Consider the following 15,431-nt stretch of genomic DNA (forward strand, 5'->3'; position numbering starts at 1 on the left):
TGACTACTCGCATCGGTACGGCCAAGCCCGACCACTGATGCCACTTCGCCGCCGGCTTTTTACAGACGTTTGCCCGTGAGGCAGCCCCCTGCCATCGAGGCGCTGGCGCCACTTCTAGAACCACAAAGCAATCAAAAAAATCACTGATGTAGCTACCTGCGCGCCGAACCGGTGCGCATAGCCAGATTCCAACGAACCAAGGTGGAGAACCCATGACCAACGAAGCCAAATGCCCGTTCAATCACGCTGCCGGCGGCGGTACGACCAACCGCGACTGGTGGCCGAACCAGCTGAATTTGAAGATCCTGCATCAGCACTCGTCCCTGTCCGACCCGATGGGCGAGAATTTCGACTACGCCAAGGAATTCAACAGCCTCGATCTGGCGGCGGTGAAGAAGGATCTGCTGGCGGTAATGACCGACTCGCAGGACTGGTGGCCGGCCGACTTCGGTCACTATGGCCCGTTCTTCATCCGCATGGCCTGGCACAGCGCCGGTACGTACCGCACGGGTGACGGGCGTGGAGGCGCGGGCGCCGGTCAGCAGCGTTTCGCCCCCCTGAACAGCTGGCCGGACAACGTGAGCCTGGACAAGGCGCGCCGCCTGATCTGGCCGGTCAAGCAGAAGTATGGCCGCAAGATTTCCTGGGCCGACCTGATCGTGCTCACCGGCAACGTCGCGCTGGAATCGATGGGCTTCAAGACCTTCGGCTTTGCCGGCGGTCGCGCCGACGTGTGGGAACCGGAAGAGGACGTCTACTGGGGTTCGGAAACCAAGTGGCTCGGCGGCGACGTGCGCTACGGCAACGAAAAGAAGGATATGGAAAAGCCTGGTGACGGCGTGCTGGTGGCCGAAGCCGAACTGCACGGCAGCGAACAGAGCCGCAACGAAGGCGACCGCAAGCTCGAGAATCCGCTCGCCGCGGTGCAGATGGGCCTGATCTATGTGAACCCGGAAGGTCCGGATGGCAACCCCGATCCGCTGGCATCGGCACACGACATCCGCGAAACCTTCGGCCGCATGGCCATGAACGACGAAGAGACCGTGGCGCTGATCGCCGGCGGCCACGCCTTCGGCAAGACCCACGGTGCCGGTCCCGCCGACAATGTCGGCCCTGAGCCCGAAGCCGCGCCGCTCGAGCAGCAGGGCTTCGGCTGGAAGAACAGCTTCGGCACGGGCGTGGGCAAGGACGCGATCACCAGCGGCCTGGAGGTGACCTGGACCAGCACGCCGACGAAATGGAGCAACGAGTATTTCGAAAACATGTTCCGCTACGACTGGGAGCTGACCAAGAGCCCGGCCGGTGCGCATCAGTGGACGCCGAAGAACGGCGGCGGTGCGGGTACCATTCCCGATGCATTCGATCCGTCCAAGCGTCACGCGCCGACCATGCTGACCTCGGATCTGGCGCTGCGCTTCGATCCCGTCTACGAGAAGATTTCGCGCCGCTTCCTGGAAAATCCGGATCAGCTCGCCGATGCGTTCGCGCGCGCCTGGTTCAAGCTGACCCACCGCGACATGGGCCCGCTGGCCCGCTACCTCGGCCCAGAAGTGCCTTCCGAAGAACTGCTCTGGCAGGATCCGATTCCGGCCGTCGACCATGCCCTGGTCGATGACAAGGACATCGCATCGCTGAAGGAGAAGATTCTGGCCTCGGGCCTGTCGGTTTCGGAGCTGGTGTCCACCGCTTGGGCCTCGGCGTCCACCTTCCGCGGCTCGGACAAGCGTGGCGGCGCCAACGGCGGACGTATTCGTCTGGCCCCGCAGAAGGACTGGAAGGTCAACCAGCCCGAACAGCTGGCCAAGGTGCTGAAAGCGCTCGAGGGTATCCAGAGCGAGTTCAACGCGGCGCAGTCTGGCGGCAAGAAAGTCTCGCTGGCTGACCTCGTCGTGCTGGCCGGCGGCGTGGGCGTGGAAAAGGCGGCCAAGAATGCCGGCCAGACCGTCACCGTTCCATTCACCGCGGGCCGCGCGGACGCCTCGCAGGAGCAGACCGACGTCGAGTCGTTCGGCTATCTCGAGCCGATCGCCGACGGCTTCCGCAACTACCTCAAGGGCAAGTACCGGGTGTCGGCCGAGGCGCTGCTGGTCGACAAATCCGAGCTGCTGGAGCTGACCGCGCCCGAAATGACCGTGCTGCTCGGCGGCCTGCGCGTGCTGAACATCAACCATGGCAAGAGCAAGCACGGCGTCTTCACCAGGCAGCCGGAAGCGCTGACCAACGACTTTTTCGTGAACCTGCTCGACATGGGCACGGAATGGAAGGCCGTCGGCGGTGGCACCGACGAGTTCGAAGGTCGCGATCGCAAGACCGGCGAAGTCAAATGGACCGGCACCCGCGTGGATCTGGTCTTCGGCTCGCACGCGCAGCTGCGCGCGCTGTCGGAGGTTTACGGAAGCTCGGACGCGAAGGAGAAATTCGTCAAGGACTTCGTCGCCGCGTGGACCAAGGTGATGAACCTGGATCGTTTCGATCTCGCGTGATCAAGACGAAAATGTAGAAAGCCGTCCCTACATTGTATGGACGGCCAAATGAAAACGGCGGCTCTTGCGAGCCGCCGTTTTCATTTGATTTGAACACCACGATACCTATCGACGATAGCAACAGAGCAACGTAGGCTGGGATGAGCGCAGCGAACTTCGACCTACGCGAGCTACACGAACTCAAGCGTGCCAGTCGCTGAATCCGGGCGCGATTTCGGAGTCCGGCATGGCGATATCGGGAATCGAGTCTTGCACCGCAGCGGCCGGCGTAATCGCCGGCGTGCTGACGGCGTTTGCCGCGGAGCGCGGCGCCAGCCGGCCCGACAGCACCAGCTGCCCGATGCGGTGATACACCTCGTCGCGACCGAAGGGCTTCTTCATGAAATCGTCGGCGCCAAAACGCTGCAGATAAAACTGCTCGGTCGCCTGCGCGTTGCCGCTGATCATCACGATCGGGATGTGCTGGGTACGCGGATCGTGGCGCAGGGCGCGCAGCACGTCGAAGCCGTTGAGTCCTGGCATCACCACGTCGAGAAAGATCAGCGCCGGCTGTTCCCGAATCGCCATGATGATGGCGCTATGGCCGTCGCTCGCCTTCAGCACCGCGTACTGATCCTGCAGCAGCATCTTGCCGAGCACCGCGCAGATCGTCGGCGAATCGTCGACCACCAGCACTCGCGCACCTGCAGCGGCCTGCGGACGCGCGCCCGAACCGATGCTGTTGAGCAGGCGCTGGACAAAACTGGGCTTGGCGAAGCTGACGTTACTCATGATGCAATCCCCTGAGGCGGACCCATGGTCGAAACGGCGCCGCGCCGTGTCGATGGCGCTGTTGGAGATAGTTCCGCAAATTCCACCGGAAGAATGCGATGCACGGCTCAGCGCGAGTCCTTCATCCGGCGCAGATCGCGGCGCGCATGCTTGTCCGGACGCGACGGCGGGTGATCGAAGGCTGCGCCGCTGAGCCGTCGCTGCTCCTTCAGCTTCTCGCGCGCCAGTCGGCTGGCGTCGGTTTCGCGGTACAGCGCCTGCGCCGCACTCGCCGGGCCGCGCTTGTCGGAAAGCGCCAGCACGACGACCTCCATTCGCTCGTCGCCGCGGACCACCTTCAGGCGATCGCCCACGTGCAGCGCCTTGGCCGGCTTGCAACCGAGGTCGTCGACGTCGATCTTGCCTCCCTCGATCGCCTGCTTGGCCAGGCTGCGCGTCTTGAAGAAACGGGCGGCCCACAGCCAGATATCGACACGCACTTCGTCTACGGATTTGCTCTCTCGTTCGCTCATGCGGGATAGTCTCGCTCGATCGACGTCACAGATGGGAGAAAAGCATGGAATGGCATATGTCGAACAGCATTGTCGGTGCGCTGCTCTTTGTCGGCGGCTACACGCTCGGTCGCGTCAGCAAGACGCTCGACATCGCACGCGAGACGCGCGCCCGATGGACGCCGAACCCCAACATCGACGACGCCGATATCGAAGCGGCGATTCGCGCAAAAACCAAGATCGAAGCCATCAAGCTTTACCGACAGCGCACCGGCGCCGGCCTGAAGGAAGCCAAGCAGGCCGTCGAGGCGATCGCGCAGCGCATCAACGTGCGTCTTTGAAGCGTACGTGCATTCGCCACGTGTAAGCGACGAGCGCCGGCACGACGACTCAACGATCCTGCGGATCGGGCATGGCGATATCCGGGATCGCATCCTGCACCGTCTGATCGACCGGCTCGTCGGTCACTGCCGCCTGTTCGCGCTCACGCACGGTCAGGCGTCCGCTGGAGGTCAACGCCTGGATGCGCGCAAACACTTCGCCGCGGCCGAACGGTTTTTTCATGAAATCATCGGCGCCGAAGCGCTGCACGTAGAACTGCTCGGTCGCCTGCAGGTTGCCGCTGATCATCACGATCGGAATGTCATGAGTCAGCGGCTCACGGCGCAGTGCGCGCAACACGGCAAAGCCGTTCATACCCGGCATCACGATATCGAGAAAAATCAGGTCCGGCAGTTCGCTCCCGGCCAGCGCGATCGCTTCTTCGCCGGTGCCGGCCTTGATCACCACATGCCCGTCCTGGCTGAGCAGCTTGCCGAGCACGGCACAGATTGTCGGCGAATCGTCGACTACCAGCACATGCAAACCTTTGGGCACACCGCTGCGCGGCGCAGCCCTGCGCTCCGACTGACCGCTACCAAAGATCCGCTTGATCCGCTCGAACGTGGCCATGCAACGACACTCCCCTGAGTATGGTCTCAGTCTCGGCGCACCGGCACCCGCACGCAAGCGTCGCTGGCTAGCCCAGCAGCCAGTTACCCAGCGGTATGCTGGCCAGAGACAGCACGATGCCGCTACTGAGAACGGTGTTGGCCAGCGCCGGATCCAGATCGTATTCGTCGGCCAGCATCGCTGCCGAGATCATCGGCGCCATCGCCGCCTGCAGCACGCCGACCGTCAGCACCAGACCATGCACGCCGGCCAGTTTGCCCACGGCAAGACAAACCAGTGGCGCCAGCAGCAGTTTCCAGCCCAGGCCTGCAGTCACCGCAGCCATCTCGCGTTCGCCGGGGCGAAACCTAAACTGCAGGCCGACCGAGAACAACGCCAGCGGCGTCAGCGTGGCGCCCAGCGGAATCAAAACGCCGTCGATCACGGACGGCCAGCCGCCCAGTCGGCCGACCACGATGCCGATGACCAGGGACACGAAGGCGGGAAACGTCAAAATGCGCCGCAAGATCATCGCCGGCTGCGGCGTGCGCCCGGCGTAGATCGACGCCACCACCACGCCCGCCGACGCCAACAGCGGAAAGCAACCCAACTGATCGGCCACCACGGCCAGGGTCAAACCGTCCTTGCCATGCAACGCCTGGATCAGCGGATAGCCCATGAACGAGGTATTGCCCAGGCCGCATACCAGGATCAGCGCGCCGATGCGGCCGCGCGACCAGCCCAGCCGCGGACCCAGCAGGCCGAATATCAGCCACGCACCGAAGAAGGTGATCCACATCGCCGCCACCGGAAACCACAGCGGCGGGTCGAAGCTGACCTTGGGGATCAGCTCCAGCACCAGCGCCGGCAGCGCCACATTGATCACCCACCAGTTGATGCCCGGCACGATGCCGGCCGGCGGCCGGGCAAGGCGCGCTACCAGCGCGCCGAGCACAAGACAGGCAAACAACAGCAGCAAGGCACTCATCGAATCTCGCGTAGCGATGACAGCAGCCGCTATTAGACGCGATGCTGCGCCGGCCTGAAAGCGCCGATGGCGGCATTCGGAGATAATCGCCGCCTCCTTCGACTCGCGCGCCCACCCATGTCGGACATCACCCATCGCGTGCACGGCCTGGCCGATGACGTCGTTTCACCCGACTGGCCGGCGCTGCATGCCGACGAAGTGGCGCTGTTGTTGCACCGCTATCCCGCACTCGGCAAACCGCTGAGCATCCGCTGGCATAGCCCGCGACCGCTGTCGGCTGCCGTGCTGATCGACACCGATGCCGGCGCCGCCTTCGTCAAACGGCATCATCGCCTGGTGCGTTCCGTGGCAACGCTCGGCGAAGAGCACCGCTTTATCGCACATCTGCGCGCCGCAAGCATGCCCATACCCGAAGTGATCGAGGATATGGACGGCCAGACGGCCATCGCGATCGGCGACTGGGTCTATGAAATCCACGCCGTCGCCGATGGTATCGACCTTTACCGCGACGCCATATCCTGGTCGCCCATCGTGGAAAGCGGACATGCGCGGGCGGCCGGCCGCATGCTGGCAACGCTGCACGAGGCAGCCGCCGGGTACCTCGCCGATCAGCGCAGCACGCATATACTGGTGGCGCGCAGCGAGCTGCTCGCGGCGGACGATCCGGCCGCCGCACTTGCTCTGCAGCTAGCCGATAGGCCGGGTCTGGCCGACTACCTGCGACAGCGCGATTGGCCGACCGATCTTCAGCGCATGCTGGCGCCCTGGCACACCACACTGTCGCCGCGTGTGGCCCAGCAGCCTGTGCTGTGGACGCATAACGACTGGCACGTATCGAATCTCTGTTGGAGCGACGATGGCCCTAACGCTCGCGTCGCCTCGGTACTGGATTTCGGACTGTCCTCGCGCACGTTTGCGCTGTTCGATCTGGCTACCGCGATCGAACGCAATGCGATCGCCTGGCTGGCGCTGGAACAAGGACATGGCGCCGTACACGCCGATATCGCCAGCGCGCTGATCGACGGCTATCGCGAAGCACGCGCACTGAGCGCCGACGACATCCATCTGCTGGCCGACCTGCTGCCGCTGGTGCACGTCGATTTTGCGCTATCGGAGGTGGAATATTTCCACGCCGTCACCGGCTCGCGCGCCAATGCCGACGTCGCCTACGACACCTTTCTGCTCGGCCATGCCGCGTGGTTTGCCACGCCGCCCGGGCGGACCCTGTTGCAGGCGATTCGCGCACAGGCCTGACGCATAGCCCGCGTTTCGTGATTCAATAGCGGTCTTGAAGCGGGGGTGCCCGGCGTTTGCCGGGCTGAGAGAGTCCCTTGGAACCTGACCCGGTTAGTACCGGCGTAGGGAGCTTGCTGAGTCGTTCGCGTCCAATCGGGCGCGCGGCTTGCCGTCGCTTCGTGTGTCCCACCACGAGACGATGACCCATGCCGCTTATCCGCCATCCGCTTCCGCTCGCCCTGCTGTCTGCCTGGGCGTTCACCGCTGCGTTCGCCGTACGGGCCGACGACGCCACCACACCCAACGCAGCGCAGGCTACTGCGCTGGCTACGGTCAAGGTCAAAGGCAAAACCGACAAGGGCTATCGCGCCGAGAGTTCGCAGGTCGACACGTTCGGCAGCTTCGGCAACGCACCGCTGCACGACACGCCGGCCGCCGTCACGGTCATCACGCGCGACCAGCTGGACGACCGCCAGCCGCGCACACTGAGTGAAATCGCCCACTCCGATGCCGCCCTGGGCGACAACTATGCGCCGGTGGGCTATTACCAGGACATCTCCATCCGCGGCTTTCCGCTCGACCTGGCGACCGGCTTTCGCCTCAACGACATGACCATCACCGCCGAGCAGCTGACCCCGCTGGAAGACAAGCAGCAGGTAGAAATTCTCAAGGGTTTGGCCGGTCTGGAAGCCGGCGTGGTCGCACCCGGCGGCCTGGTCAATTACGTCAGCAAGCGCCCGGCAGACGTCCAGACAATCACTGTCGGCACCGACTCACACGGCTCGCAGTACACCGCGCTCGACGTGGGCAAGTGGCTGACACCGAATTTCGGCGTGCGTGTCAACGCGGCGCACGAGGACATCCACTCCTACGTCGACCATACGAACGGCCGGCGCAGCTTTATCTCGCTCGCGGCGGACTGGAAGATCAGCGACAACGCCACCGTACAGCTGGATACCGACTACCAGACCAGCGGCCAACGCTCGGTTTCCGGCTACCAGTTGCTCGGCGGCACCACGCTGCCGCCGCATCCCAGCAGCACGCAGTTGCTGGGTTACGAGCCGTGGCAGCAGCCGGTCGGCATACACGCCAGCAATACCACGCTGCGCTTCAACTACCGCCTCAGCGACAGCTGGAGCCTTCAGCTTTCCGGCAGCCACAGCCACAGCGTGATCGACGACAACGTGGCGTATGCGTACGGCTGTTTCTATGCCGCCGCGTGCGCCAGCGGCGCCACGCCCGGCTATTTCTTCGCGCCCAACGGCGACTACGACATCTACGATTACCGCAGCCCCGACGACACGCGCGAAAACGACGAAGCGCGCGCCGTGCTCAAGGGCAGTTTCGATATCGGCAGCGTCAGCAACGAGGTCAGCCTGGGCACCAGCGCCTTCCGTCGCACGCTTGATCAGCGCCCGTATGTTTACGACTACGTCGGCACGGCGAATATCAGCGAGTTCAATCCGCCCTACTACGCGCCGTCGCCGAATGAGCCAGGCCTCTCAGCGCGCACGCTGACCAGCTGGCAGCATGCCGTGTTCGGACTGGATCGTATTCACTTTGGCGAGCATTGGCAGGTGCTCTTAGGCGGCCGTTTCGTGCATCTGGAAGAGCGTGCCTATGATCCGTACGGCGTGCTTCAGCGCGACACGCGCCTGAGCAAGGTGCTGCCGCAGGCCGCCGTGATGTGGCAGCCGACGGCGCCGCTGACGCTCTACGTGAGCTATAGCGAAAACCTTTCGCTCGGTGCGCAGGCGCCGTACTGGACCTCCAACGGCAACGACGTGCTGCCGCCACTGATGTCACGGCAGGTCGAAGCCGGCGCGAAGTATGCGTGGAGCGATGCGCTGGACCTCACTGCCGCGCTGTATCGCATCAGCCAGCCGTATCAATTCGCGCAGCCTAGTAATACTGCAGCCGGCTTCACCTTCGTACAGGAAGGCATCGAGAAACACACCGGCCTGGAGCTCAACGCCGACGGCCGCCTTACCGACAATCTGCGCCTCACTGCCAGCCTCAATTTCATTCAGGCGCAAGCGTACGACACCGGCACGCCCGCGTACGAAGGCCATCAGGTCGTCAACGTGCCGCGCGTTCGTTCGGCCGTCTATCTGGACTATCGCCTGCCGTTTGCCGACAACCTCAGCCTGCTCGGCGGCTGGCGCTATGCCAGCGCCAATCCGGCCACACCCAACGGCCTGGTCAGCGTACCGGCGTACAACGTCTTCGACGCCGGCATGCGCTACACCACCACCCTGGGAGGCCACGCGCTGATCTGGCGATTGAATATCGACAACCTGTTCAACCATTTCTACTGGCGCGATACCGGCACCTCCGGCGGCGACAGCTTCCTTTTTCCGGGCGCGCCGCGGCTGGCGCGACTTTCTGCAACGCTGGCGTTTTGAGGCCGATGCAATGGAAATGACCTGGATCGAACTGATCGGTGCCCTGCTCAGCGCGTGGGCGGTCTGGCTTACCGCCCAACGCCGGCCGTGGTGCTGGCCGATCGGTCTGCTTTCGGTAGCGGTCTACGTGGGTATCTTCGCCGAGGCGAAGCTCTATTCCGACGCCCTGCTGCAGATCGCCTTCGCCGTGCTCATCGTCTACGGCTGGCTGCGCTGGCTGCGCCATCTCGACGACGACGGGCGCGTGCAGGTGGCCCCACTGGCGACGAAAGACGCGCTGGCACATATCGCGATTGGCATCGTAGGTTCGCTGACACTCGGGTTCGTGATGCATCGCTGGACCGACGCGGCGCTACCCTGGCTCGATGCGGCGCTGACCGCTTTCAGCCTGGTCGCGCAGTGGTGGCAGGCGCGTCGTCATATCGCCGCCTGGTGGCTGTGGATCGTGGTGGACGCGATCTACGTGGGCGAATACGTCTACAAGCATCTGGTGATCACGTCGGTCCTGTATGCCGGCTTCATCGTACTGGCATTCATTGGCGTGCGCAGCTGGAAAAAGGCCGGTCAAGGCAACGGGGCGGACAAAAAACCTGCCGTCGCCTGAGGTCGAGGCGCCCATCCAACGACGACGGTGTATCGCTCGTCGCCCATTCACCGCGGCCGCCTATCCTCCACGCCGCTCGTGTACGAGTAAGCTGAAGTCACGCTAGGATGACGTCCGCGCATACACTTAGCCGGCACAGCAAGCAGGTGGAGTAAGCAGCAATGTCGATGAGCCTGAGTTCCGTCAATGTCTCGCGACCAATGGAAGTACCGCACGGCGACACCTCGGTGATGACCGGCATTTTCAAGCGGGCTGTAGTCGGTGCGGTCGCGGTGCGCCGACTCAATCTCGATGGCGACGGCCAGGCGGATCTCGTCAATCACGGCGGGGAGAGCAAGGCGGTCTACGCGTACTCGCTGGATCACTACGACTACTGGCGCGAGGCACTGGGTCGCGATGACATGCCTTACGGACAATTCAGTGAAAACCTCACCGTGGCCGGACTCGACGAAGCGCGGCTCTGCATAGGCGATCAGCTGCAAATCGGCGATGCGCTGTTCACCATCAGCCAGCCGCGAGTACCGTGCTTCAAGCTCGGCATTCGCTTTGCCGACAAACGCGTACCGAAGATGTTTGCGCTATCCCTGCGCACCGGCTTTTATCTGCGCGTGTTGAAGGAAGGCACCCTAAAAGCCGGCGACACGGTGGATGTCGTTGCCAAAGGTGTGGGAGGCTTGTCGATCCGATCGCTGTTCGATGCCTACCTGAAGCCCAACGATCGCGAAGCGCTGCGTCTTCTGGCACGTGCGATCGAAATACCGGAACTGTCGCCGGAATGGCGCGGGCATATCGGCGAGAGGCTTGCACGACGACCCGATCTGGGCCGTTAATCGCTGGTCATTCATCTCCAATGACCCGATCATCTTCAACTACAGACGAACGACGATGACAAGCATCGGTCGATGCTTGTCATTGCAGCCATCCCCTCGATTACGCCGCCGCGCGCTGACCTTCCACGCGTGAGTGCAGCGCCTTCCAATCGACCACCAGCTCGCAGCCGCGCGCAGACGCATTGCGCGACCACTCACGTAGTACCTCCAGGCAGGCCTGGTCGACGTGCGACAAACGATCGAGCACCAAGGTCAACCGCGTGTTGTTCGGCACCCGCTCCAGCGTGCGCGCCATGCTCGGCACCTTGAGGAACGTGGCCGAACCTTCCAGGTGCAGCGACGCCTCACCGGGCGTGGCGTCGTTGTGCAGGCCGATCTTCAGCCGTGACGACAGCAGCGCGAGACGAAACAGTGACAGGCCGAAGCCGATGATGACGCCGGCCAGCAGATCGGTCGCGACAATCGCAATCGTGGTCGCCAAATAGATCGCCGCCGTTCCCTTGCCGTAAACCGCAAGATCTCTGATCTGCCCCAGGTTGACCATCTTCACGCCGGTGTAGACCAAGATGCCGGCCAGGCACGAGACCGGCGTCATGCGAAGCAGCCACGGCAGCAGGAGCGCGAACACCATGAGCCACGCACCGTGCATGATCGTCGCCCCGCGCGTCGCCGAGCCGGACTGCACGTTGGCCGAACTGCGCACGATCACGCCGGTCATCGGCAGCGCGCCGAGAAAGCCGCACAGCATATTGCCGACGCCCTGCGCGGTAAGCTCGCGGTCGTACTGCGTGCGTGGACCGTCATGCATGCGATCCACCGCGGCGGCCGATAGCAGCGTTTCCGCACTGGCGATAAACGCGAACGTCACCGCCGCGATCAGCAGGGTTGGATCGAACACTTCGGCCAGTCCGCTCCAGGTCGGCATAGTGATCGCCGAAAACAGGTTCGACGGCACATCAACCTTCTTCACGCCGATGCTCGCGAGCTGCACCACGCCAGTGACGGCGACGACCGCCAGCAGCGCGCCAGGCACAAACTTCAGCCTGGCCGGCCGCAGCTTTTCCCACGCCAGCATGATGGCGATGGTCGCCAAACCTACCGCCAGCGCGGCCTTGCCGGTACCGCCGTCGAACGCCGTCATCAGCGCACCCGGCAACGCGGCGAAGTTTTGCAGGCCCTTCGCCGCCGGGCTGGCATCGAGCATCACGTGCGCCTGCGACGCGACGATGAGTATGCCGATGCCCGACAGCATGCCGGCCACCACCGCGGGCGAGGTCATGCGAAACCAGATGCCGACGCGGCATAGTCCTGCCGCCACCTGGATCAATCCCGCCAGCAAAATCACCGGGCCCAACGCCGCCGCGCCGTGCGTGCGCACCAGCTCGAACACCAGCACGGCGAGGCCCGCCGCAGGACCGCTGACCTGCAGCGGCGAACCGGAGATGAAGCCGACCATCAGGCCGCCGACGATGCCGGTGATCAGGCCGGCGGCCGGCGGCATGCCCGACGCAATGGCGATCCCCATGCACAGCGGCAGCGCCACCAGAAACACTACGACCGATCCCAGCAGGTCGCGGCTGAACAGGCATTGGGAGAAATAGTTTTTCATCGGAGCACCTCAGGCCGCCGTAGCGGCAAGCGACGTGAAGCGCGCCATCGGCGAAGCCTTGGGCACTGGGCGACCGGAGACCGGCACATCGACAAACCGGCCCTCGGCACCGTCGAACGCGCGCAACTCGGCATCGGGGATATCGAATATCCAGCCGTGGATATTCAGGTTGCCCCTGGCCATGCCCACCGCGACCGCCGGCAAGGTGCGCAGATGCTCCAGCTGGGCGACCACGTTCTCTTCGGTGAGGCAACGCAGGTAATCCTCGCCGTGCAGATGCGCGCACTTTTCCGCCGTGACGTGCTGCGCCACATCGGCATGCTTCAACCAGGATTGCACCGACGGCATGCCGTCGAGCTTGCCGGGATGTTGCAAGGCCTTCATCGCGCCACAGTCCGAGTGCCCGCAGATCACGATGTGCTGCACCTCCAACACCTTGACCGCGTACTCCACCGCGGCCACCACGCCGCTGACGTGCTGCGCGTACGGCGGCACGATGTTGCCGATATTGCGATAGACGAACAGCTCGCCCGGCTGTGCCGAAAACATCATCTCGGGCATCACTCGCGAATCGGCGCAAGTGATGAACATCGTGTGCGGGCTCTGGCCCTTCGCGAGTTGTTCGAACACCTCGCGCTGCTCGGGGAAAACCTCGCGACGAAAACGAGCAAAACCATCGATCATGCGTTCCATGGGATATCTCCAGAAATAGTGGCTCACGCCGCCGAGGCGGCGAAGCGAAAACAGTTGCCCGTCGGCGCCGTGCGGCGCTTCGTGAGGCTTGAGAAACAAGGGAGAGAAAGGCCGCGATCCGAACGGATCGACGGCAGGCACGGCGCCTCAGGCGATGGGCGGGCGCAGCTCGGAGCTGACGTGCCACTGCAGCGGCACGGCGTGCGAGGTCATGGGACGAGACCCTGCGAGGAGCGCGCATGGCAATGTCAACGCCTCGGGAACATCCAGCGTGTCGTGCTCGGCGTTGTCCTGCGGAGAAGCGGTGTCGTCCAACTCGGAGGTATCCGGATCACCGGCAGCGCTATCGACGGCAGCCGCCAACGAATGACTCGAGGTGAAACCCGCATGCGTCGCTGCCGCCGTACTCAGCAACCCGGCGAACAGCACCAGTGCAAGCAGCGCACGGAGCAGAGGACGGCGATGGACGAAGGCAGAAAGCATGCATTCAACCTACGCAAATCGATGCAACCTGACAAGTGGTGCACTGCAAGATAATTTTCCATCTTCAGCTTCGCGGAGCCTGGACGTCCGTACATCGCGTCATATCGAGGTTTTCTTCAAAAGAGAAATAGCCGTCCGATTCAGTTAGGCCTTTCACTGAGCCGGTGTCGTCCGACACCTCGGCTCACGTGTCTGCGCTATGCATGCCGGCGCGAACTTCCTAACGAACGCGGCAAGCAGGCGCCACTTTTCCGATCGATCGCACCGGGCAACGAGCAGACAACGCGAGGCATTATTTCTGCGTTTTTTACTTCAACGCTTTTATTACGCTCGATAGGTGCAAAATAGTGCCCAAGATGAACAGCCAGCCCCACGCCAAACGACTTTTCTGTCTCGCCGCGATTCTGCTGGCGACGTCCGGTGCTGCCGGTGCGCAGGACATCTACAAATGCACGAAGGCTGGACAGGCTGTCTACACCGACCGACCGTGCATCGGCGGCAAGGGCGAATTGCTGCATCAGGCCGACGACACGGAAATCATCGATCAGTATCTCGACCTCGGCCAGGACGACGCGGCGAAGCGCTATGCCGTCTCGCACAACATCGCCTCACTCTACAAACAGCGCCTCGACGCGCGCAAGCAGCGGATCGAGGCGAAGGCGCAGCAGCAGGCCGACGAAGCCGAAGCCGACCGACAGCAGCAGGAAGCCGATCTGCGGCAGGCCCAGATCGATGCGGCAGCCGCGCGCGGCCGGCTGCAGGGCGAGAACGACGCGCTGCGCCAGCAAAACGCCATGTATCAGCAGCAGCTGGCGCAGCCGGTTTACGACTATGCCGGCCCGTACTACAACGCCGCCCCCGGCTACTGGGGCGGCATCCCTCCGTACGACGGACACCACCACCCTGGCGACAACAAGCCACCCAGGCCGCCGACTCCGCCCGTTTTTCATCCGTGCGTACCGGTTGCCGGTGGCACAGTGAAGTGCTGAGCGTCAGATCGTAGGCGTGACCCCAACGACGCCATATCGCCGCTCTACAGATCGAGGCTGGCTTGCGTCCGTCATCGGCATCCATCTCGCTGGCGCCTTGGCGCAGCGGGATGAAGGCTAATCACAAGAATCCGATCGACATCTTCACCCGGTATTTTCTACGCTTGACCTTCCCCGCTTCATTTCACCCGTTCAAGCAACCAGGAAAAACCGGACATGAGCCACATCCACTTTATCGGTGGTGAAAAAGGCGGCGTTGGCAAGTCGGTGGTGTGCCGCGTGCTGGCCCAATATTTTATCGATCGCGGCATGCCGTTCCGCGGCTTCGATACCGACCGATCACACGGCGCGCTGCTGCGCTTCTACGCCGACTTCGCCCAGCCGGCCGTGCTCGATCGGCACGACAGCCTCGACCCGGTCATCGAGTGCGCGCTGGAAAATCCCGAGCAGCACGTGCTGGTCGACCTTGCGGCGCAAACACATCAGGCGTTGACCCGCTGGCTCACCGATTCCGACGTGCCAGGGCTGGCCGCGGAAAGCGGCCTGACGCTGACCTGGTGGCACGTGATGGACAGCGGCCGCGATTCGGTCGATCTGCTGAGCCAGTGGCTGGATCAGTTCGGCGGCAAGCTCGATCTCGTGATCGTACTGAACGAGCTGCGCGGCGATCGCTTCGATATTCTGGACGCCTCCGGCCAGCGTCAGCGCGCCGAAGCGCTGGGCGCCAAGATCATTTCCCTGCGCCGCCTGCCCGACACCGCCATGCTGAAAATCGACCAGCAGAACGCCAGCTTCTGGGCCGCCCTCAACCATCCCGATCGTGCGAACACAGGCCTCGGCCTGCTGGAGCGTCAGCGGGTCAAGGTATGGTTGAACAACGCTTACGCGGAACTGGGCAAGCTCGACCTCTGAACTAAGC

General features: G+C 63.6%; 15 protein-coding genes and 1 riboswitch. Of the genes, 8 read left to right on the forward strand and 7 right to left on the reverse strand.

The window, feature by feature from the left end; all coding sequences use genetic code 11:
* Positions 1-212 precede the first annotated feature (212 nt).
* A complete protein-coding gene (gene katG / locus HDE76_RS07835) occupies positions 213-2,483 on the forward strand; it encodes a catalase/peroxidase HPI (protein WP_184506473.1) in 2,271 nt (756 codons plus the stop codon).
* Positions 2,484-2,663: 180 nt separating this feature from the next.
* Here the strand turns inward: katG and HDE76_RS07840 are convergent, their stop codons facing one another.
* Together HDE76_RS07840 and HDE76_RS07845 are read right to left on the reverse strand one after the other, a co-directional pair.
* The gene (locus tag HDE76_RS07840; RefSeq protein ID WP_184506475.1) at positions 2,664-3,254 is read right to left on the reverse strand and encodes a response regulator; all 591 of its coding nucleotides are present in this window, start codon (positions 3,252-3,254) and stop codon (positions 2,664-2,666) included.
* 107 nt (positions 3,255-3,361) lie between these two features.
* Positions 3,362-3,766, reverse strand: a complete 405-nt coding sequence (locus tag HDE76_RS07845) for a S4 domain-containing protein (RefSeq protein ID WP_184506477.1) — start codon at positions 3,764-3,766, stop codon at positions 3,362-3,364.
* Between the two features lie 56 nt (positions 3,767-3,822).
* Here HDE76_RS07845 and HDE76_RS07850 point away from each other — a divergent pair, with 56 nt between their 5' ends.
* Positions 3,823-4,086, forward strand: a complete 264-nt coding sequence (locus HDE76_RS07850) for a ribosomal protein L7/L12 (RefSeq protein ID WP_221262328.1) — start codon at positions 3,823-3,825, stop codon at positions 4,084-4,086.
* A gap of 49 nt (positions 4,087-4,135) precedes the next feature.
* Here the strand turns inward: HDE76_RS07850 and HDE76_RS07855 are convergent, their stop codons facing one another.
* On the reverse strand, positions 4,136-4,696 hold the full coding sequence (locus HDE76_RS07855) for a response regulator (protein WP_184506481.1): 561 nt from the start codon (positions 4,694-4,696) through the stop codon (positions 4,136-4,138).
* A gap of 67 nt (positions 4,697-4,763) precedes the next feature.
* Complete coding sequence (locus tag HDE76_RS07860; RefSeq protein WP_184506483.1) at positions 4,764-5,663, reverse strand: AEC family transporter; 900 nt, start codon at positions 5,661-5,663, stop codon at positions 4,764-4,766.
* 117 nt (positions 5,664-5,780) lie between these two features.
* Here HDE76_RS07860 and HDE76_RS07865 point away from each other — a divergent pair, with 117 nt between their 5' ends.
* From HDE76_RS07865 to HDE76_RS07880, 4 genes are all read left to right on the forward strand, one after another.
* A complete protein-coding gene (locus HDE76_RS07865) occupies positions 5,781-6,917 on the forward strand; it encodes a phosphotransferase (RefSeq protein ID WP_184506485.1) in 1,137 nt (378 codons plus the stop codon).
* Positions 6,918-6,948: 31 nt separating this feature from the next.
* Positions 6,949-7,045, forward strand: a riboswitch (TPP riboswitch).
* Positions 7,046-7,105: 60 nt separating this feature from the next.
* Positions 7,106-9,304, forward strand: coding sequence for a TonB-dependent siderophore receptor (locus HDE76_RS07870; protein WP_184506487.1), 2,199 nt, complete (start codon positions 7,106-7,108; stop codon positions 9,302-9,304).
* A 16-nt stretch (positions 9,305-9,320) separates the two neighbouring features.
* Entirely contained in the window at positions 9,321-9,908 is a 588-nt protein-coding gene (gene pnuC, locus HDE76_RS07875; protein ID WP_184506489.1) for a nicotinamide riboside transporter PnuC, read from the forward strand.
* A gap of 167 nt (positions 9,909-10,075) precedes the next feature.
* Positions 10,076-10,738, forward strand: a complete 663-nt coding sequence (locus HDE76_RS07880) for an MOSC domain-containing protein (RefSeq protein ID WP_184506491.1) — start codon at positions 10,076-10,078, stop codon at positions 10,736-10,738.
* Positions 10,739-10,838: 100 nt separating this feature from the next.
* On the opposite strand, the gene HDE76_RS07885 is transcribed toward HDE76_RS07880, so the two are convergent.
* The 3 genes from HDE76_RS07885 to HDE76_RS07895 all read right to left on the reverse strand — a co-directional run bounded on the left by HDE76_RS07885 (position 10,839) and on the right by HDE76_RS07895 (position 13,523).
* Positions 10,839-12,347 (reverse strand): SulP family inorganic anion transporter, encoded by a 1,509-nt coding sequence (locus HDE76_RS07885; protein ID WP_184506493.1) that lies wholly within the window; start codon positions 12,345-12,347, stop codon positions 10,839-10,841.
* A gap of 9 nt (positions 12,348-12,356) precedes the next feature.
* Entirely contained in the window at positions 12,357-13,040 is a 684-nt protein-coding gene (locus tag HDE76_RS07890; protein WP_184506495.1) for a carbonic anhydrase, read from the reverse strand.
* Positions 13,041-13,187: 147 nt separating this feature from the next.
* Entirely contained in the window at positions 13,188-13,523 is a 336-nt protein-coding gene (locus tag HDE76_RS07895; protein ID WP_184506497.1) for a hypothetical protein, read from the reverse strand.
* A 356-nt stretch (positions 13,524-13,879) separates the two neighbouring features.
* Here HDE76_RS07895 and HDE76_RS07900 point away from each other — a divergent pair, with 356 nt between their 5' ends.
* Positions 13,880-14,512 (forward strand): DUF4124 domain-containing protein, encoded by a 633-nt coding sequence (locus tag HDE76_RS07900; protein ID WP_184506499.1) that lies wholly within the window; start codon positions 13,880-13,882, stop codon positions 14,510-14,512.
* Positions 14,513-14,728: 216 nt separating this feature from the next.
* Complete coding sequence (locus HDE76_RS07905; protein WP_184506500.1) at positions 14,729-15,424, forward strand: mobilization protein; 696 nt, start codon at positions 14,729-14,731, stop codon at positions 15,422-15,424.
* The last annotated feature ends 7 nt before the right edge of the window (positions 15,425-15,431 follow it).

The organism is Rhodanobacter sp. ANJX3 (genome assembly GCF_014200755.1).
Taxonomy (GTDB): domain Bacteria; phylum Pseudomonadota; class Gammaproteobacteria; order Xanthomonadales; family Rhodanobacteraceae; genus Rhodanobacter.